14 protein-coding genes are annotated in these 20,131 nt (G+C 68.8%); 10 read left to right on the top strand and 4 right to left on the bottom strand.

Annotation, left to right across the window (positions count from 1 at the left end; translation table 11 throughout):
- Window positions 1–461: 461 nt before the first annotated feature.
- Window positions 462–3,107 (bottom strand): DEAD/DEAH box helicase, encoded by a 2,646-nt coding sequence (locus Ssi02_RS19005; protein WP_239129045.1) that lies wholly within the window; start codon window positions 3,105–3,107, stop codon window positions 462–464.
- Window positions 3,108–3,521: 414 nt separating this feature from the next.
- Between Ssi02_RS19005 and Ssi02_RS19000 the strand changes: the two genes are divergently transcribed.
- The 8 genes from Ssi02_RS19000 to Ssi02_RS18965 all read left to right on the top strand — a co-directional run bounded on the left by Ssi02_RS19000 (window position 3,522) and on the right by Ssi02_RS18965 (window position 14,523).
- Window positions 3,522–3,872 (top strand): STAS domain-containing protein, encoded by a 351-nt coding sequence (locus tag Ssi02_RS19000; RefSeq protein ID WP_093168889.1) that lies wholly within the window; start codon window positions 3,522–3,524, stop codon window positions 3,870–3,872.
- A 2-nt stretch (window positions 3,873–3,874) separates the two neighbouring features.
- Window positions 3,875–4,360, top strand: a complete 486-nt coding sequence (locus Ssi02_RS18995; RefSeq protein ID WP_204027212.1) for an ATP-binding protein — start codon at window positions 3,875–3,877, stop codon at window positions 4,358–4,360.
- 886 nt (window positions 4,361–5,246) lie between these two features.
- Window positions 5,247–7,577, top strand: coding sequence for a sodium-translocating pyrophosphatase (locus tag Ssi02_RS18990; RefSeq protein ID WP_204027210.1), 2,331 nt, complete (start codon window positions 5,247–5,249; stop codon window positions 7,575–7,577).
- 254 nt (window positions 7,578–7,831) lie between these two features.
- The gene (locus Ssi02_RS18985; RefSeq protein WP_239129043.1) at window positions 7,832–8,314 is read left to right on the top strand and encodes a SixA phosphatase family protein; all 483 of its coding nucleotides are present in this window, start codon (window positions 7,832–7,834) and stop codon (window positions 8,312–8,314) included.
- A 61-nt stretch (window positions 8,315–8,375) separates the two neighbouring features.
- Entirely contained in the window at window positions 8,376–10,490 is a 2,115-nt protein-coding gene (locus Ssi02_RS18980; RefSeq protein WP_204027208.1) for an FUSC family protein, read from the top strand.
- Between the two features lie 247 nt (window positions 10,491–10,737).
- The gene (locus tag Ssi02_RS18975) at window positions 10,738–11,577 is read left to right on the top strand and encodes a vWA domain-containing protein (RefSeq protein ID WP_204027206.1); all 840 of its coding nucleotides are present in this window, start codon (window positions 10,738–10,740) and stop codon (window positions 11,575–11,577) included.
- Between the two features lie 3 nt (window positions 11,578–11,580).
- Window positions 11,581–12,402, top strand: a complete 822-nt coding sequence (locus Ssi02_RS18970; RefSeq protein WP_204027204.1) for a hypothetical protein — start codon at window positions 11,581–11,583, stop codon at window positions 12,400–12,402.
- 3 nt (window positions 12,403–12,405) lie between these two features.
- On the top strand, window positions 12,406–14,523 hold the full coding sequence (locus Ssi02_RS18965) for a protein kinase family protein (protein ID WP_204027202.1): 2,118 nt from the start codon (window positions 12,406–12,408) through the stop codon (window positions 14,521–14,523).
- 50 nt (window positions 14,524–14,573) lie between these two features.
- On the opposite strand, the gene serB is transcribed toward Ssi02_RS18965, so the two are convergent.
- Window positions 14,574–15,797, bottom strand: coding sequence for a phosphoserine phosphatase SerB (gene serB / locus Ssi02_RS18960; protein ID WP_204027200.1), 1,224 nt, complete (start codon window positions 15,795–15,797; stop codon window positions 14,574–14,576).
- A 237-nt stretch (window positions 15,798–16,034) separates the two neighbouring features.
- Between serB and Ssi02_RS18955 the strand changes: the two genes are divergently transcribed.
- On the top strand, window positions 16,035–16,940 hold the full coding sequence (locus Ssi02_RS18955) for an ABC transporter ATP-binding protein (protein ID WP_204027198.1): 906 nt from the start codon (window positions 16,035–16,037) through the stop codon (window positions 16,938–16,940).
- Window positions 16,937–17,995, top strand: a complete 1,059-nt coding sequence (locus tag Ssi02_RS18950; RefSeq protein ID WP_239129038.1) for an ABC transporter permease — start codon at window positions 16,937–16,939, stop codon at window positions 17,993–17,995. The genes Ssi02_RS18955 and Ssi02_RS18950 overlap by 4 nt, the downstream gene beginning before the upstream one ends.
- An 85-nt stretch (window positions 17,996–18,080) precedes the next feature.
- Here Ssi02_RS18950 and Ssi02_RS18945 read toward each other — a convergent pair whose 3' ends face one another.
- Window positions 18,081–18,650 carry a hypothetical protein gene (locus tag Ssi02_RS18945; protein ID WP_204027196.1) on the bottom strand — a complete coding sequence of 190 codons (570 nt, stop codon included), beginning with the start codon at window positions 18,648–18,650 and terminating at the stop codon, window positions 18,081–18,083.
- A gap of 275 nt (window positions 18,651–18,925) precedes the next feature.
- Window positions 18,926–20,029: an S-adenosylmethionine:tRNA ribosyltransferase-isomerase gene (locus tag Ssi02_RS18940; protein WP_204027194.1), complete on the bottom strand. Its 1,104-nt coding sequence runs from the start codon at window positions 20,027–20,029 to the stop codon at window positions 18,926–18,928.
- Window positions 20,030–20,131: the final 102 nt, after the last annotated feature.

Genomic DNA, 20,131 nt, shown 5'->3' with positions numbered 1-20,131 from the left:
GGATTTTGGCCACAAAGGTCAAGAGGCGTGTGGTCGTGGCTCGCTGTTGAGGGTCTTGAAGTGGGCTGAGGGCCTCCTGGCTGGAAGAGATCGTCAGCGCGCTCGACGAGGACGACCGCGAACTCGTCGCCTCCGGGCTGCATCGGCCTGGCCATGGACGAATACGCGAACGGCACGAACGGGGTGACTTCCTGATCCGCGGGGGGGCGTCGACCAAGAGGCGAAACCTCCCCCCGGAGGGCCTCGTGTCTCACGGTGACGTGCCGCCGGCCAACGGCACCGTCGAACGATTCCACCGCAACCTGGCCGACTGATGGATCTGTGGCTGGCCTACGCCTTGAACGCTGTCTCGCCAACCTCGGTGTGCTTGTACAGCCATCCTCAGCCATCACCGTGGTTACGCCACGTCGAGTGGGCAATCACCGGCCGGCCGCGTTACCAGGTCTCACTGGACAGAACTTCTACGACAGCAGAGTGTCCAAGAGTCGGATGGCGCCGGCCTTGTCCAAGGGGTCGTTGCCGTTGCCGCATTTGGGGGACTGGATGCAGGACGGGCAGCCGCGGTCGCATTCGCAGGAGGCTATGGCTTCGCGGGTGGCGCGGAGCCAGTCGGAGGCTCGGGCGTAGCCGCGTTCGGCGAAGCCGGCGCCGCCCTGGTGGCCGTCGTAGACGAAGACGGTGAGTAGGCCGGTGTCGGGGTGGAGTTCGGTGGAGACGCCGCCGATGTCCCAGCGGTCGCAGGTGGCGAACAGGGGGAGGAGGCCGATGGCGGCGTGCTCTGCGGCGTGGGCGGCGCCGCCTAGATCCAGGCCGGTTTCGGCCAGTGTGGTGACCTCGGCGGACGGCAGGGTCCACCAGACGGCGCGGGTGCGGAGGGTTCTTGGGGGCAGGTCGAGTTGTTCGTCGCCCATCAGTTCGCCGGTTTGGAGGCGTCGTTTGATGTAGGAGACGACTTGGCGGGTCACTTCCACTTCGCCGAAGTGGAGGGTTCCCGAGCCGAGGGGGTGGGAGCGGATCGTCCCCAGCACGGTGATCTCGGTGACGTCGCGTGCATAGGTCGAGTAGTCGGGTTGCTCGGAGGAGAGGAGGGCGACGTCGGTGTCGAGGTCCAGTTCCTCGACGAGGAAGCTTTCGCCCTGGTGCATGTAGACCGCTCCGGTGTGCACGGACGTGTGCGCCGACGACTCGTCCACGGTGCCCAGGAGTCTGCCGGTGTCGTGTTCGACCAGTTGGATGAGCCGGCCGCCGCCGCCTCGGATGTCGGCGAGGTCGGTGGCCCGGTCTCGGCTGGTCCAATACCACCCGGAGGAGCGCTGACGCAGGAGTCCTTGGGCCACGAGGTCCTCCAGCAGGCCGGGGGCCGCGGGGCCGAAGATGTCGAGGTCCTGTTCCGTCAAGGGGATCTCGGCGGCGGCGGCGCAGAGGTGGGGGGCGAGCACATAAGGGTTGTCGGGGTCGAGGACGATGCTTTCGACCGGCCGGCCGAAGAGCGCCTCCGGGTGGTGCACGAGATAGGTGTCCAGTGGGTCGTCTCTGGCGATGAGCACCGCCAGGGCGTCCTGGCCCGCCCGGCCCGCTCGTCCGGCCTGCTGCCACAGGGAGGCGCGTGTGCCCGGCCATCCGGCGATCAGTACGGCGTCCAGCCCGGTGATGTCGACTCCGAGCTCTAGGGCGTTGGTCGTCGCGAGGCCGACGAGGGCGCCCGACCTGAACGCCTTCTCCAGGGCGCGGCGCTCCTCGGCCAGGTAGCCCCCTCGGTAGGCCGCGACCTTGCTGGGGAGGAGGGCGAGGCAGTCGTCATCGCTCGGAGAGCTGTCCGGACGGCGTGCGAGGGGCACTCCGGGGGCTGGGGCGGGCACGGGGGCGCGGGCGGGGGCGTCGGCTTCGATGGTTGTGTCGTGGTGGGGAGTGCAGTGGGGGCTGGTGAAAGTGGGGGGAGTGCTGAGGGGCCCTGCATCGGCAGGGCTGTGGGGCTCAGGGTCGGGACCGCTGTGGGGGCCGGTTTCGGTGGGCGGAGTGCTGAGGGGGCCGGCATCGGTAGGACTGTGGGGCTCAGGTTCGGGACGGCTATGGGGGCTGGTGTCGGTGGGGGGAGTGCTGTGGAAGCCGGTGTCGGAGGGCGGAGTGCTGAGGGGCCCTGCATTGGCAGCGCCAAGGGGCTCAGCACCGGGAGTGCTGAAAACTCCGGTGTCAGGAGTGCCGTGCCCGCCGGGAGGGGCGCTGAGCGGGCCGGCGTCCGTGGGAGCAGGGCCGACAGTGCTGACAGGGCCGGCAGGGCCAGCGGGGCCGACATAGCCCGAGGCGTCGCGTGCCGGGGTGGGTTGTGGGACGTGGTGCCCCCCGCCCGGAGAGGTGAAGGGGGTGAAGGTGGTGGAGCTGAGGTCGGCGAGTTTGGTGCGGGCGGTGAGGGCTACGGTTTCGGCGCCGCGGCGGGAGCGGATGAAGGCGAGGGTGCGGATGTCGGAGGCGACGAGGTCGGCGAGGAGGTCGGCGGCTTCGGCGGTGGCCGTACGGCGCACAGGGGCGCCGCCCTCGCCCCGTAGGTCGGTGAGGGGCGGTTCCCAGAGGGCGAAGGTGGTGGCGCCCCTCGGGGAGGTGTCCGTGGTCACCTCGGCCGTTTCAAGGCCGATGAGGCGGCCGGCGGCCAGGCCGGGGTCGCCGGAGGTGGCGGAGGCGAGCATGAAGACGGGGCGCGAGCCGTACTTGGCGGTGACGCGGCGGAGGCGGCGGAGGATCTGGGCGACGTGGGAGCCGAAGACGCCGCGGTAGCTGTGGCTCTCGTCGACGACGATCATGCGGAGCCGCCGCCAGAACGTGGTCCACTGAGCGTGCCTGGGAAGAAGGGTACGGTGGACCATATCGGGATTTGTCAGCACATAGTTGGCGTGCTGTCGGATCCACACACGTTCCTCAAAGGGGGTGTCGCCGTCGAAGCAGGCGCTTCTGACCCCGGGAACATCAAGTGCCTGGACCGCCCTGAGTTGATCGGCGGCAAGTGCCTTGGTGGGGGTGAGATAGAGCACAGTGCCGCCCTCGAGGATCGCAGTGAGGGCCGGCACCAGGTAGGCGAGGGTCTTTCCCGAGGCCGTGCCAGTGGCAATGATCACGTTTTGGCCACGGCGGGCGTGCTCGGCGGCCTCCGACTGGTGGGGCCAGAGACCCGAGATGCCGAGGTTCGCCATACGCGTAATAAGAAGATTGGGCGTCCAGTTCGGCCAACGGGCTTGACCTGCTTGACGTGCTGGAACATGCTCCACGTGAGTCACGCGCTTCCGGCGTGCGGAAATAGCGAGCAGGCCGCTGAGAAGGTCGTCTGCTCGACGTGGGGTCGATGCGGAGGAGGTCACTGGTTTCCAGTCTGTCATCTGGGGGCAGAGTCGCCGGGACTCGTGATTTCGTATAGACACTGAGGCAGACCGTGGTTGAATGCCGCGCGTCGGGGTCTTGTTTTTCCGGGGTGACCAAACCCCAGATTGCCAGGCCCGCAACAGTACTTTCGCAGGCAAGGCGCTGGAGGATCTGTGGATCTGAAGTTGGACCACCACACCGAGGACGGGCTCACCACAGTCGACGTCGAGGGTGAGATCGACGTCTACACCGCGCCCCGACTCCGTGAACTCTTGATCGATCTGGTCAACAAGGGCAACTTCCACCTGCTCGTCAACATGGAGAAGGTCGACTTCCTCGACTCCACCGGTCTCGGTGTCCTGGTTGGCGGGCTCAAGCGCGTGCGTGCGCACGACGGGTCGCTCGAGCTCGTCTGCACGCAGGAGCGCATTCTGAAGATCTTCCGGATCACCGGGCTGACCAAGGTCTTCGGGATCTACGCTTCGGTGGAGGAAGCCAGGGAAGCCCACGGCCGAGACAAGTAGTCATGGCCACAGTCGAGCTGACGTTCAGCGCTCTGCCCGCCCATGTGCGCACGGCTCGCCTTGTCGCGACTGCCATAGCCCGGCGCACCGGCGTGCAGGAGTCGCTGCTGGACGAGGTGCGGCTCGCAGTCGGGGAGGCATGCTCGCGGGCAGTGGAGGCACATCGGCTGCACTGCCCGGGCGAGCCCATTCGGATCGAGCTCAACGACGACTCGGGGCGGTTCGAGGTGATCGTCAGCGACTCCGCGCCCAGCGAGGAGTTGCTCGATGAGGACTCGTCCGACGATGAGCCGGAGCAGATGATCCGCCTCGACGGCGACACTGACACACCTTTCAACCTAGCGCCGGACAGCTTCATGTCGGGGTTCGGCATCGCCGTCATCACCGGGCTGGCCGACGACGTCGAGGTCTACCCCGGGCCCAAGGGCATGCGCATTCGCATGAGCTGGCCCGCCGCCGCGGCGGCCAACGGCTTGAGCCCCGCTTGAGACTGAGCTCCCCCTCAGCCTTCACGTTCCGTACGGCGGGGCGACGGCGGCCAATCGCCCGGCCATAGTGTGCCGGTGGCCGTTGTGCTCCGTACGGCGGAGGCGGCGGACGGCCCGTCCCTCAAGGTGTGCCGGTGTCCGCTGCGTTGTTTTGTACGGCAGAGGCGGCGGTGGACGGTTACCGGCCAAGGTAACCCGATGTCCGCTGCCGCCGCTCTGCTCCCTCTCGGGGGGGGCGGCCGGAAAACGCGTCCGCACAGAGGCGACGCCAGGCATCCGAGGCCCAATAACCACCTGCGTGCACCGAGGAAAGCCCCCTCCTCAACACTCAGCGCAATTCCCACCCGGAATCCCTTCTCTCCCCGCCTGATCTCTCCGGTACGGACCGCGCACCCAGCGTGACCCCCGGGACGAGCCGTCGTTTGGGGGGAAGTTGGTGCTTCTGTCAGGAGTTGGGGTGATCCACTAGGGTTTCGGGTCATCCGAAACCCTGGATGATGCCGCCCGAAACAGGGTGGCAACTCGGCTACATGAGTTCCCTGCCAAGACCAAACCGACCCTATGGCCAGGTCAATTCTGTGGAGTTACTCGACGTAGAGCCAATTCGGCAACTCTAGAGGCTTCATATCCGTCGCAACGCTGCGTAGACTCCCCGGCACCGGCCAAGGTTTGTCCCGCGGAGCGGCGAAGCAGGCCCGAGAAGGCGCTGCGAGGTGTTGCGGCAGTGTGTCTGGGGCCTGGTTGATCGCGACCGTACGCAGGCGGACGCAACTGGAAGCGGCACAGCCAAACCCAACCCGGATGTGCGCCGCTCCCGTCAGTCTCACAGAAAGCCGCCGCGCCGCCGTCCGGGCAGGACGTCGACCCGTCTTGCCGAGGAGAAGTTATGTCTGGGCCTTATCTAGCCGCTGCGGACACGACAGCGGTATCTCTGAGCGGTAGCCACCTCACGCTCGTTGTCGTGGTCGCCGCTGTCGCGTTGCTCGCACTCGCCGTCGCCGGCGGTCTAGTGCGTGAAGTGCTCGCTGCCGGACAGGGCACCGAGCGCATGCAGAATATCGCCAAAGCCGTCCAAGAAGGCGCTGCGGCCTATCTTACCCGGCAGTTCCGTACGCTCGTGCTCTTCGTCGTACTTATTCCGCTATTGCTCCTGCTCTTGCCGGCTGAGTCTACCGGCATCGCGATCGGCCGTTCGCTGTTTTTCGTGGTTGGAGCTATTTTTTCGGCTCTGACTGGCTTCATGGGCATGTGGCTGGCGGTGCGGGGTAATGTCCGTGTCGCCGCCGCTGCCCGGGAGTCGGGGGAGAAGGTGGCGATGCGCATCGCCTTCCGCACCGGTGGTGTGGCGGGCATGTTCACCGTCGGCCTGGGCCTGCTCGGCGCGGCCATCGTGGTGCTCATATACAGGGGCGACGCGCCCGCGGTGCTTGAGGGCTTCGGCTTCGGCGCCGCGCTGCTCGCGATGTTCATGCGTGTCGGCGGCGGCATCTTCACCAAGGCCGCCGACGTGGGCGCCGACCTGGTCGGCAAGGTCGAGCAGGGCATCCCCGAGGACGACCCGCGCAACGCGGCCACGATCGCCGACAACGTGGGCGACAATGTCGGCGACTGCGCCGGCATGGCGGCCGATCTGTTCGAATCCTACGCGGTGATGCTGGTCGCGAGCCTGATCCTGGGCAAGGTGGCGTTCGGCACGGAAGGCCTGGTCTTCCCGCTGATCGTGCCCATGGTCGGTGTCATCACCGCGATCATCGGCATCTTCACGACGGCCCCGCGCTCGGGTGACCGTTCGGGCATGACCGCGATCAACAGAGGGTTCTTCATCTCGGCGGCCATCTCCGCGGTGCTGGTGGCCGTGGCGGCCTACCTTTACCTCCCGGGCAGCTTCGCCGAGCTGACCGACGTCAGCCCGGCGATCGGCGCGCTCGACTCCGACCCGCGGATCATCGCGATCGGCGCGGTGCTGATCGGCCTGGTGCTGGCGAGCGCGATCCAGATCCTCACCGGCTACTTCACCGAGACGCACCGGCGTCCGGTGAAGGAGATCGGCGACAGTTCGCTCACCGGCCCGGCCACGGTGATCCTCTCGGGGATCAGCGTGGGGCTGGAGTCCGCCGTCTACTCCGCACTGCTCATCGGCGGCGCGGTCTACGGCGCGTTCCTGCTCGGGTTCGGCAACGTGACGGTGGCGCTGTTCGCGGTGGCGCTGGCGGGCACGGGTCTGCTGACCACGGTGGGCGTGATCGTGTCGATGGACACCTTCGGCCCGGTCTCGGACAACGCCCAGGGCATCGCCGAGATGTCGGGCGACGTGGAGGGCGAGGGCGCGCGTGTCCTCACCAACCTCGACGCCGTGGGCAACACGACCAAGGCCATCACCAAGGGCATCGCGATCGCCACCGCCGTGCTGGCGGCGACCGCGCTGTTCGGGTCGTTCCGCACCGCGGTCGAGACGGAACTTGCCAGAGCCGGCGCGTCGGTGAAGGAGGCACTCGGGTCGTTCAGCACCTTCAGCCTGAGCGTCGACTCGCCGAACACGCTGGTCGGCCTGGTCGTGGGCGCCGCCGTGGTGTTCCTGTTCTCCGGGCTCGCCATCATGGCGGTGGGCCGGGCGGCGGGCCGGGTCGTGCTGGAGGTGCGCGACCAGTTCCGCCGCAAGCCGGGCATCATGAACGGCACCGAGTTGCCGGAATACGGCAGGGTCGTCGACATCTGCACCCGCGACTCGCTGCGTGAGCTGGCGACCCCCGGGTTGCTCGCCGTGCTGACCCCGATCGCGGTGGGTTTCGCCCTCGGATACGCCCCTCTCGGGGCATATCTCGCGGGCGCCATCGCCACGGGCACGCTGATGGCGGTGTTCCTCGCCAACTCCGGCGGCGCGTGGGACAACGCCAAGAAGCTGGTCGAGGACGGCCATCACGGTGGCAAGGGGTCGGAGGCCCATGCGGCCACCGTCATCGGCGACACCGTGGGCGACCCGTTCAAGGACACGGCCGGTCCTGCCATCAACCCGCTGATCAAGGTCATGAACCTCGTGGCCCTGCTGATCGCCCCCGCCGTCGTGGCATACGCCGACAACGCGCCGCTGCGGATCGGTATCACGGTGGTCGCCGTCGCGATCGTCGTCGGCGCGATCATCTTCTCCAAGCGCCAGTCGGCCAACGTGGCCCCCACCGGCAACAGCCAGGAGGAGCGCGAGCGCCAGCCGGTCGGCTGATCCTCTTCATCACCTCGTGTGGCCTGCGGCGTTCGCGTCGCAGGCCACGCCTGCTCTTGCCCCCTCATACGCCACCGGCGGGAATGGATGGGAGACTTGCGGGAGTGGTACGGCACAGCACGGGAGGCAGACAGTGACCGAGCCGCCGCGGCCCTCGGGCGGGAAGACACTCGGGCTCATCCTGCTGGCGATGATCTTGATCCTCGGAGCGCTCGTCGCGCTCGCGATCTGGGCGTCGAGAGGAGCGTGACACGGTGGTGAAGCTTGTCGTGCTGCGGCATGCGAAGGCCGCGACCGTCCCGGGTCTGCCCGACCAGGACCGCCCGCTGACCCCGCGCGGGGTGCGGGACGCCGGCCGGGCGGGTGAGGCGCTCAAGGAGCGAGGGGTGGTGCCCGACCTCGTGGTGTGCTCACCTTCCACACGCACGAGGCAGACCGCCGAGCACGCCCTCGCCGAGTTCGCTCCCGAGGCGCGGCTCGACTTCGAGCGCGACATCTACAACGCCTACGTCGAGGAGCTGTTCGCGCTGCTCCGGCGTACCGCCCCCGAGGTCGGCACGCTGCTGCTGATCGGGCACAACCCGGGTGTGCACGAGCTGATCATGAGCGTGACCGGGGTGGAGGACGACGAGGCGTTCAAACCCGGATCGTTCGCGATCGTGGAGGCCGACTCCGCGTGGGCGGACCTCGCCCCGGGCGACGGGCGTGAGACCGCGCGCTGGCGGCCGCACACCTGAGCCCGCGCGAGCGCCCCCCGCTAGAGAGCAGCACCAGGAAGCCGTGACCATGGGGGCCGCGATGCGCAAGGTCGTGCGGGCGCTCCGCGCGGGCTACACCTTGCCCTCCCGGCCGCCCTGGGCCCACGGCCTGGTGTGCGGCATCGCCGTCGCCGTGCCGCTGCTGGTGGGCGCCCTGCTCGGCCGGCCGCACGAGGGCGCCACGATGGCGCTCGGCGCCTACCTGGTCGCCTTCGGCGACGCCTCCGGCATCCCTTACGGCGCTCGTTCACGGCGTCTGCTGAGGCTGACGCTGTTCGTCACCCTGGGCGTGGCCGTCGGGGAGCTCGTGACCCCGGTCCCGTGGCTCGCGGTCGTCGTGCTGGGGCTCCTGGCGGTGGCGGGCGCCCGCTGGGCCTGGATCGGGTTGCCTCCCGTGCTGGGCGGCGTGCTCACGTTCTTCGAGGGTTTCCACCCCGAGGAGGGGTTGCGCCTGCCGCTGACCGCGCTCGGCGGGCTCCTGCTCTCGGTGCTCGTGCTGGCACCCTGGCCCACGCGGCGCATGAGACCGCTCCGCGAGGCGTTCGACACGGCCTTCGAACGGCTGGCCGACCTAATCGAGGCGGGTGCCGGCGACCCGCTGCCCGACGAGCAGTGGCAGCGGCTGCGCCGTGCGGCCTCGGACGCGCTCGACGACGCGAAGACCGCCTACGCGTATTACAGCGCACCGACCGCCGCGCTGGACCGCGCCCCCGAGCGGCTCATGCAGGCGCTGGTCCGCGTCTTCGACGAGACCGTGGCCCTGCGCGGCCTGCGGAGCGCGGCCGGGGAGAAGGTGAAAAGCACGGCGTGGCGCGTAGCGCTCGATCGGACCATGACGGCCCAGGCCGACGCGCTGCGGGGCCTCGCCCGCGGCGGCGGCCCGGGCATACCGGCCGAGGCTCTGGCCCACGCCGCCGGGCTCGCGGCGGAGACGGAGAACGTCCGGGCCCGGGCGCGCGCCGGCCGCGAACGGCTGACGGCGTCGGCCAACCTGGGGCAGGTGCTCAGGTCCGCCGACCGGCTTGTGCTGGCGGTGCGGGCGGCCGCCTCCTTGGCGGCGGAGAGCGTGCGGTTCCGTCCCGGCCTGCCGCGGCTTCCACGCCCGGCGTGGGGCTGGTGGGGGCGCGGTGAGGGCGACCACGCGGTACGGCTGGGCGCGATCACGGCGGTGGCGGTCGCCGTCATGGTCGGCATCCACGGCGACTTCGGCAAGTGGTTCGTCTTGACGGTGCTCGTCAGCCTGCGCCCGACATACGGCGACACGGTGGATCGGGTCACCCTCCGCATCGCGGGCACCGCCCTAGGGTCTGTCGCCGCCGCGGTGCTGCTCGCCCTCGCCCCGGGCCCCTACACCCTCGTGGCGATCGTGTTCGTCGCGGCCGCGATCGGGTTCGCGCTGCGGGCGGTCAGCTACGGCTATTGGGCGATCTTCAGCACCCCGCTGGTCATGCTCCTGTCGGACTACGCGACTCCGCTCGGCTGGGAGGCCGCGGAGATCCGGGTGCTCCTGACCGTGGGGGGCGGCCTGCTGGCGCTGATCGGCGCCCGCCTCCTCTGGCCGCATGGGGAGCGGGTACGGCTACCGCCGCGTGTGGCCGACATGCTCGACGCCCACGCGGCCCTCGCGCGGGCGCTGGCCGGGCAGCGGGTGGCCGGGTTCGAGGATCTCGTGGACCAGGCCGCCCGCGCGGCCGGTCGGGTGACCGAGTCGCTCGACCGGCTCGCCAAAGAGCCCGGGGGCAAGGCTCCCGAGGCGTTGCGGTCGGCGGTCGCCTACGCGGGCAGGGTGCGGGACGACACGCTCACGCTGGCCGCGGTGCAGCGGGCCAGTGAGGCGGGCTCCGGGCGGGCCTCCGGCATGCTCGACGCCGTCGCGGACCGGCTTGAGGGGCTGGCTCATGCCGTACGCACGGGGGAGGAGCCGCCGCCTGCGGACGACCTGGACGAGGCGCTGGAGGAGCTGGCGAGCCGGGTCGACACGCTGGCGAAGCGGAGGCGCGGGGAACTCGCGGAGGGGCGTGCCGAGCAGATGACGTCGGTGCGCCGTGAGCTGCTCTTCGCCGCGGCGGCGCACCCGGCGTTGCGCACCCTGGGGGCGGACACGGTCAAACTGTCGGCCGCTATTTCGAGGGGCATCCTGTCGCCGCGGGTTTGAGGGCTAAGGGCATGCTTTAGCGCGTCGATATGGCGAATTTCTTGCTCGATTTGGTATGAAATATGGTCTATGTGACTTATGTCACACATGTCTGTTTATGGTGCTTTCCGGCAAACACCAGAACACACAGTCGATCAGTGGCCACTATAGACACTAACCGTTCCAAAACCTAAGATCGCGATTCGCCTCGTGCATGCCCACGGTGACCGATACGGATAATGTTCCGTAGCCAAGGAGGACAGGGCCCATGCCTTACTCGGCTGAGATCAGTAGGTCCAACCCCACGTGCTTCGTCTTTCTCGTCGATCAATCCGCCTCGATGGGAGACCCCATCGGCGGCGAGGTGCAGAGCATCAAGGCGGCCGTGGTGTCCGACGCCATCAACCGGCTGCTGACCGAGCTCTCGGTCAAGTGCGCCAAGGAGGAGGGCGTGCGTGACTACTTCCACGTGGCCGTGATCGGCTACGGCCATACCAGCGTGGGGTCGGCCTTCGGCGGGACCCTCCGCGGGCTCGACCTCGTGCCGCTCAGCCAGATCGCCGACAACCCCGCGCGGGTGGACGAGCGCGTCAAGAAGGTGCCGGACGGGGCCGGCGGGATCGTGGAGACCACCAAGAGCTTCCCGGTGTGGATGGACCCGATCTACAACGGCGGCACCCCCATGCGGGAGGCGCTCGAACTCGCCCGCGGGCTGGTCGACAAGTGGATCACCGAGCACCCCGCGTGTTTCCCGCCGATCGTGCTCAACCTCACCGACGGTGAGTCGACCGACGGCGACCCCACCGAGGCCGCCGCCGCCATCCGGGCGCTCGCGAGCTCCGACGGCGACGCGCTGCTCTTCAACCTCCACGTCTCCGACGCGGGAGGCTCGGCGGTGACCTTCCCCGACGATGTCGAGGGGCTCCCCGACAGCTACGCCCGGACCCTGTTCGAGATGTCCAGCCCGCTGCCTCCGCACATGAGGACCTACGCGGAGCAGGAGGGGTTCAAGGTGAGCGACGACACGCGCGGCTTCGTCTACAACGCCGACATCGTGTCCGTGGTGCAGTTCCTCGACATCGGCACTCGCGCGACCGACCTGCGATAGTCCGTGCGGGCCAGTATCGCCACCTACTACCTCCATAAAGGTGGTTGTGCGGCGGAGGAATACGAGGACGCCTTCGCGGTGTGTCCCGAGCTCTCGCAGGCGGGGGTTCCGGACGTCGCGAAGGTGCGTCTCGCCATAGCCGACGGGGCCTCCGAAAGTGTCCTCGCGGGCGCGTGGGCCCGCCTGCTCGGCAAACATTTCACGCTCAATGTGCCCGGGGTGTTCGAGCAGCCGTTGACGTTCGCCCGGCACACGGTCTCGGCGACCGAGTCCTTCGAGTCGGCGCTTTACGACTATGTCGCGGAGAGGGCTGCCCACGGGCGGCCGCTCCGCTGGTATGAGCAGCGCAAACTCGACCGCGGCGCCTACGCGACGCTGCTGGCGGTGGGATTCTTCAACCCCTATGAGGGCGACGTTCTCGCGCCCACCGACGACAGGGGCTGGACGGCGGCGGCGATCGGCGACAGCGGCTTCTTCCAGGTGCGCGACGGCAGGCTTCTGGTGGCGTTTCCCATGGTGCGGTCGGCGGAGTTCTCGACCAGCCCGGGCCTGCTCAACAGCCGCAACCGCGACGTCCACCTCGTCGCCCAGCATGTGCGCATGCGGGCCGGGGACGTCCGTCCCCACGACGACATCTATCTCTGCACCGACGCCGTGGCCGCCTGGTTTCTGGCAGAAGCCGAGCGAGGGGGCCACCCCTGGAAAATCCTCAACGACCTCCGCAGTGAGGGGGGACCGCATTTCACCGATCTCATCACGGAAGAGCGGGCCGCCGGGCGCATGCGCAACGACGACGCGACGCTCATCCACGTGGCTGTGCGGTGATCGATGTCTTTGAGGTTTCCCACCGGCGGCGACTACGTCGAGGCGATCCAGAGCCCCGGCATCTGCTTCCACGACCCCGACCTGCGGTCGGCGGTGCCGCAACTCGACAGACTCGGCCGCCCCAGACCCATCTCCGGCAACTTCGCGAGTGTCTTCTCCTTGCACGCCGCCTCCGGCAGGCGTTACGCGGTCAAGTGCTTCACCCGGGAGGTCGCCGATCAGGGGCGGCGCTACCAGGCGATCAGCGACTATCTCCTGGCCCTCCCGAACGACTGGAAGATCGGCTTTGAATATCTCCGGCAGGGCGTCCTCGTCAACGGCCGCTGGTTCCCCGCGCTCAAGATGGAATGGGTCGAGGGCGTCGGCCTGATCCGGTGGATCGAGGAGCACCTCGGAGACCACGGCGCGATGCGCGACATGGCGGCCAGGTTCGCCGAACTCGTCGCCGAACTCGAACAAGCCGGCGTCGCCCACGGAGACCTCCAGCACGGAAACCTCCTCGTGGCACCCGGCGGGGCGCTGAAACTCGTCGACTACGACGGCATGTTCGTGCCGACACTCGCCGGCTTTCCCGCCGCGGAGAGGGGACACCGGCACTATCAGTCGCCCCATCGCTCCGGCGTCGAATTCGGGCCGCACCTCGACCGCTTCTCCGCCTGGCTGATCCACCGGTCCCTGATGGCGCTCTCCGCCGACCCCGGACTCTGGCATCTGCTCCATGAGCACGGCGGCGAGCATCTGCTGTTCCGGGACGAGGATTTCACCGCCGCGGGCGGCTCCGGCCGCCTGGCGGCGCTCGGCGGACATCCCGCGCCCGACATCCGCGCGTTCGCCGGCGAGATCGCCTCCCTCGCCGCCCTGCCGCTGCACGAGCTTCCCGCGCTCACCCCGGACGCCCCACCGTCGGTGCGTACGGCACAGCCGACGAGAGCCTCCTCCAGCGGGCTGCCCGCGTGGATGCGCGGACACGTCGCCACGCCCGCGGCGCCGCCCGTCCCCGTGGGCTACAACGCGGCGGCCCTGTGGAGAACCCGGATGGGAATCTCGTGGACCTATCTCGTCCTCGGGGTGATCGCCTGGGTTCTCGGTCTTTCGGCAATAGCGCTGGTCGCCACCGCGATGGTGGCACTCGGCGGTGGTTATGCGGCGAGCATGCTCATTTTCGCCGCCATTCCCGAGTCAAAGGCACGCAGAACCCTCGCGGCCCGGTACGCCCGTGCCCGCAGGCGGTCCGAAGAGGATGCCAAATCCCTGAACGCGCTGAAAAGACAGCGGGACATGATTCAGGCCGAAGGCGTGGAGCGCGCCGCCGCCAACACCCGCGAACTCGGCCACCTGCGGACCCAGCACCAGCGAATCCTTCAGGAATTCGATCAGGAGACGGCGGCTCAAATCGGCGCCTACGACCTCCGGCTCAACGCGTTGCAGAGCCGCAGGTCCGCTGAACTCCTTGAGGCACTGCACCTGCTCCGGGAACGGGAGCGTCACAGTCAGACCGTCGCCCATCTCAAGCGCATCTTCCTGCGCCCCGGCGACGTCCACGGGGTGGGGCCGGACACCGTGGGCCGGCTGGGTCACAACGGCATCGTCACCGCGGCGGACTTCCTCGACATCCAGCATGTGGCCGTCTCGAACGGGACGACGACCTCCGGTGTGCGTGTCCTGCTCCCGGGTCAACGGTGGATCAGTGTGCCCGGGGTCGAGGAGGCGTCCGCGCAGGCCCTGATGGCCTGGCGCAAGGCGCACCTCGACGCGGCGATGCGTTACGCGGTGGTGCCCGCGGTCCTGCCGGGCGACGTCGCTCATCGCATCGAATCCCGTTACGCCGCCGAGGAACACGCGCTGCGGCAGGGATATGCCGAGACCCAGCTGAACCGGCAGAAAGGCCGGCACGACCTTGAACGAAAGCAGGAGTCACAACGTGTGAACGTCGCCAACCGGCATTTCCAGGCGGCCAGGAACGCCACTCAAGCCCTTTCCGAGGTCAAGCGGAAAGCGGCGGCGGCGAAGAAAGACCAGATGACCGCGCTGCGGGAATGCGAGGAACTCCACCGGGAACTCCTCGCCTACCGCGACATCACCTACAAGCGGTTCATACGCGCCCTCTTCACCGGCCGCTGAGCCGGCGTGCCCCCCGGATCGCATCGGTCCGGGGGCGTGACCGGCGCGGATCAGTGCGGGGCGTCGCGCACGCCGTCCTCGGCGTCGGCGGCCTCGACCTCGTCCCTGGAGATGCCGAGCAGGTAAAGGATCGAGTCCAGGTAAGGCACGTTGACGGCGGTGTCGGCGGCCTGCCGGACGACCGGTTTGGCGTTGAACGCGATGCCGAGGCCAGCCGCCGCGATCATGTCGAGGTCGTTGGCGCCGTCGCCGATGGCCACCGTCTGGCTGACCGGGATGTTCGCCTGCTCGGCGAAGCGCAGCAGCGCCCGGGCCTTGCCGGGGCGGTCGACGATCTCGCCGACGACCCGCCCGGTGAGCTTGCCCTTCTCCACCTCAAGGGTGTTGGCCGCGGAGTAGTCGATGCCGAGATCGGCCACGAGCGAGTCGGTGATCTGGGTGAACCCGCCGCTGACGATCGCGAACCGGTAGTCGAGCCGCTTGAGCGTGCGCACCAGGGTGCGGGCGCCGGGGGTCAGCACGACCTCGTTCCTGACCCGCTCGAAGACCTCCTCCGGCAGCCCGGCGAGCAGCGAGACGCGCTCCCTCAGCGACTGGGCGAAGTCCAGCTCGCCGCGCATAGCGGCACTGGTGACCTTTTCCACCTCGGCGAGGCACCCGGCGTGCGCCGCCAGGAGCTCGATGACCTCGCCCTGGATCAAGGTGGAGTCGACGTCCATGACCACGAGCCGCTTGACCCGCCTCGACAGGCCGGACCGCTGCACGGCCACGTCCACCTGCTGGGCCGCGGCCTCGGCGGCGAGCTCGACGCGGAGCGCGTCGGGGTTGGCCCCCGAGACGGCGAGTTCGATGGAGGTGACGGGATAGTGCGAGAGCCGCTCGATGCGGTCGATGTTGGCGCCCGCCGCCGCGATGCGCCCCGTGATGCCCGCCATGGCGGCAGGGGTCAGCGGGGAGCCCAGCACGGTGATGTGCAGGCGTCCGCGGCGTCGCTTTTCCTTGGCGGTGGAGGCGGTGGAGAGCTCGACCTCCATGCCCAGGTCCTCGGCGACTTGCTCGATCGCGCTCCAGAGCGCGCCGAGGGTGCTGCCGGTGCCGTTCGGGGCGCCTCCGGCGTAGGCGACGAGTACGCCGAGTGTGAGGCGGCCTCGGATGACAACCTGTTCGACGTCGGCGACGGTGACGGCGAACTGCGTCAGAACCGAGAAGAGGCGGGAGGTCACCCCCGGCCGGTCGGGGCCGGTCAGGGTGATGAGGAGCGTGCGCTGGTCCACAGAGTCCCAGGTTACTGGGCCGAGGGTGGTGAGGGAGTACGAGGTTCACTATTCGGACAGCCTGTGTGGTGAAACCGCTGGTGGGCAGCGGCGATCCGGGCACGCCGTGGCGAACATCACTGCCCGGGGCCGGACACGTCCACGCCGGGCGGAGCGATGCGTCCCCTCTCGTGAGGATCTTCTAGTGTGATGTGATTTGTAATTTAGTGATTATTAAGTCCCCTATTCTTCCTATCCATGGGACAAACGATCGTCGTTCGTGATCTCCGGAAGAGATACGGGGACGTGCAAGCAGTGAACGGTGTGACCTTCGAGGTCGAAGAAGGCGAGTTTTTCGGAATTTTGGGCCCGAACGGGGCAGGCAAAACAACCACCTTGGAGATCATCGAGGGATTGCGCCAAGCCGACTCGGGGACGGTGGAAATCTTCGGCCAATCGCCCTGGCCGAGGAATCCGAAGCTGCTCCCCAGAATCGGCGTACAACTCCAGGCATCCGCCTTCTTCGAACGGCTCACCGCCCGCGAGCAAATCCGCACCTTCGCCTCGCTGTACGGCACAGCCCAGGCCGAGGCCGACGAGATGCTCGAAGTGGTCGGCCTCGCCGACAAGGCGGCCACCCCCGCCGAGAAGCTCTCCGGCGGCCAGGCCCAGCGCCTGTCCATCGCCTGCGCGCTCGTGCACGGTCCGGATCTCGTGTTCCTCGACGAGCCCACCGCGGCGCTCGACCCGCAGGCCAGGCGCAACCTATGGGACCTCTTGCGCGATATCAACAAGCAGGGCCGCACGGTCGTGCTGACCACGCACTACATGGACGAGGCCGAATCCCTGTGCGACCGGGTCGCGATCATGGACAGGGGGGAGATCCTCCAGTCGGGCGCACCCGCGACCCTTGTGCGCGGCCTCGACTCCATGACCCACATCAGCATCGAAAGCGGCCTCCTCTCGCTCACCGAAGCCAAGGCCCTGGCCGGGCCGGGCGACGACGTGACCGACGACGGCGTGTCCCTCCAGTTCTCCACCCCCTCGCCGGCCCCGCTGCTGGCCGCCCTCGCCGAACGCCGCGCCCTCGGCGGGCTGCGTGTGCGCGGAGCCACCCTTGAGGACGTCTTCCTCCACCTCACCGGCCGAGAGTACCGCGCGTGAACGCCCTGTCCAGCCTTTCCCGCGCGATGCTTCTCGGCTTTCTCCGGGACAAGGCCTCGGTCTTCTTCACCATCCTGTTCCCGTTGATGTTCCTCCTGCTGTTCGGGGTGCTTCTCCAGGATCCGGGAGTCTCCAAGTCCGACGTCGTCCAGATCGGGGCCGTCCCGATCGTCGACCAGATGCCCGCCGACGCGCGGGCGCGCATCGGCGAGGTGGCTGCGCTCACCAAGAGCACCGACCGCGAGGACGCGCTCGCCAAGGTGCGCACGGGTGACATCGACGCCGTGGTCGAACAGACCGGCGACACCGTCGTCCTGCACTACTCGGCCGCCGACCAGGTGCGCGCCGGGTCCGTGCGCGGCGTTTTCGACTCGCTCATCATGAGCGCCAACACGGCCGACCGCCCGCCGAAATACTCGCTCGACAGCAGGCAGGTGGAAGACGCCTCCCTGAAGCCGATCCAATACCTCACGCCGGGGCTTCTCGGCTGGGCAGTGGCGATGGGCGCGACCTTCGGTGCGGCGATGACGCTGGTCACCTGGAGGCAGAAGAAGATCCTGCGGCGCCTGCGGCTGTCGCCCGCCCCGACCGGCGCCGTCGTCGCGGCGCGCGTCGGGGTGAGCGTCGGGCTCGCCCTGGTGCAGACCGCGATCTTCATCGGAGTGGCTATGACGCCCTACTTCGGTCTCACCCTCAGCCCCTTTTGGTGGATGAGCATCCCTCTGGTGATCGCCGGCACGCTGGCCTTCCTCTCCGTCGGGCTCCTCGCGGGCGGGGTCGCCAAGACCGCCGAGGGGGCGAGCGGCATCGCCAACCTCGTCGTGCTCCCGATGGCTTTCCTGTCCGGGGCCTTCTTCCCCATGGAGGGCGCCCCCTCCTGGCTTCAGGCGGTCTCCCAGGTGATGCCGCTGCGCTATCTGAACGAGGGCATGATCGACGTCATGGTCCGCGGCCAGGGGCCCTCGGCGGTGCTGATGGAGATGGGGGTGCTCCTCGGTTTCACCGCCGTCGTCTCGATCATCGTGGTCAAGGTGTTCCGCTGGGACGACGTCTGATCCCGCTTACTCCATGAGAAACGCCCGGCCCGCGAGGCGGCCGGGCGTTGCCCTTTCGTCATTCATTTCACCGGTGAAATGAAAGTCAGCGCACGATCCTGGTCTTCACCTTCTTGGAGAAGAACCACGACTTGACGCCGAGCTCGTCGAGCTCTTCCTTGCTGAGCTTCTCGGCCCCGGTCGGATAGTCGTAGGCGAGCACACCGAGCTGCGCCTGGGCGTAGCCCTTGGTCGGCTTCTTCAAGCGCACGACGATGTCGAGCCACTCCTTGTCGCCGACCTCGGCGACATGCGGGCTGACGCAGAAGAAGACCCGGCCTTCCCTGCCGCACTCGGTGTCCTTCGGGCCGTCCCACCACGTGTTGCCGGTGATGCCCTTGGGCAGGATGCCGCCCACGAAGTAGTAGTCGGCCTGGTGCGGGCCGCGGTTCACCGCGGTGATGCGGTAGGTGATCTTGCCGCCGGCGCGGACGTTCTTGGGCGCCTTGACGCTGACGTTGAAGACCGAGTAGGGATCGTCGGCCTTCTTGACCGCGGCCGCCTTCGCCGTCGGAGCGGTGGCGGTCGCCGAGGCCGGGGCGGAGGCGAACATCAACGCGCCGGCCAGCGGCGCCGCGACGGCGAGCACCGCGACTTTCGAGAGGGGGGGACGCATGCAAAGTCTCCAAAGACAAAAAAGGGGAACGCTGCGGTGTTCCCGAAGTCCGCATTTTCTACCACACATAGTGATGTCTGGTAAATCCAAATACGGAGTAACTCAGCGGCGGCTTCAAATCACGTATAGCGACCGGCCCAATTCCGGCGGGCCGCACCCTCGCCAACTCCGGTCGCCTGACCTGCGCCACCTCGCTCTTCGGTGCTCTTCCGTGGCGGCCCGCTCGCGCAACGCGACGTTCACCGGCGGGTTCGGCGGCACGTTCACCGGCAGGTTCACCAGCAGACCAGATGCACGTCGCCGAACTCCCGCCACAGATACCTTTCGCGTACGGCTTCGCCATATGAACGCTCGGTCAAAGCGTCACCGGCGACCGCGGCGACCGCCGACGGACGGCCCGGCGCCGGCCGCCGCAGACCGCTGATCAGCCCCGTCACCACTTGCGGCGGGCAGTCCGGCCCCACGGTGTGCGCGGTCCACCCCGCACATGCGCGCACCCGCTCCGGCTCCGCGAACGCCTCCGGCTCCGGCTCCGCGGGTGCCTTCGGCTCCGCGAGTGCCTTCGGCTCCGCGAGTGCCTCCGGCTCCGCGACCGCCGACTCCAGCGCGCGCATCACCGACGCCCCGACCGCCACCACCTGCCCACCTGAGCGCCTGGCCGCGATCACCCGGCGCGCGGTCGACTCCGGCACTGCACGCCACTCCGGCGGCAGCGGCCCGTCCGTGCACGCCGCCATATGCAGCGTGACAACCGCGATATCCACTCCGCGCCGCCCCAGCAGCGCCAGCAGCCCGCGGCTCACCGCCAACCCGGCGGCCGGCACCCCTGTGCTCCCCGGGACCCGGGCGAACACCGGCCGATAGTCGTCGATCGGCCAGTCCCCTGGGGCATGCGCCAAATGCCGGGCTGTGCCGTACCTCTGGAGATAGGGCACCACGTCCCGATTGAAGGAGGCCCGCCACGCCCGCGACGTCTCCCGCCGCAGCAACCGCAGCGTCGCGCCGCCGGGCAGCGGCAACCACTCGCCCTTTGTGCCCCCGGGGTACGGCCGGCCTGTGCGGCAGCGCAACTCGATCAGCCACGAGCCGTCCTCGCGGGCGGCCATGAAGTGCACGGTCAGCCGGTCGAGCCGTACGGCGGCGGGGAGCACGGCGGAGTCGTTCACCACTAGGAGATCACCGGGGCGAAGCAGGTCGGGCAGATCCGCGACGACACGATGTTCGATGACGCCGCCGCTTAGCCGGGACACGAGCAGCCGGACCCCGTCCCGTGCCAGCCCGCGGACCCTCGGCGGCTCGCACGCGGTCGTCTCCGCGTGGGCGGGACGGGTGGTCGCCGAGGGCACATCCGGACAGCCGCCGGGATCGTGCGGGGTCATGCCACGACCGTACGAAGCGCGAGGTCAACCGCGCATCGGCCGGGCACTCGGCAGTTGGACCTAGGACGTCTGCACCAGGTCGCAGGGCGGGTGTTTTCGTCG

Source organism: Sinosporangium siamense, assembly GCF_016863435.1.
Classification (GTDB): Bacteria; Actinomycetota; Actinomycetes; order Streptosporangiales; family Streptosporangiaceae; genus Sinosporangium; species Sinosporangium siamense.
Note: the sequence above shows the minus strand (reverse complement) of the source record. Positions and strands in the feature narration are given on the sequence as shown.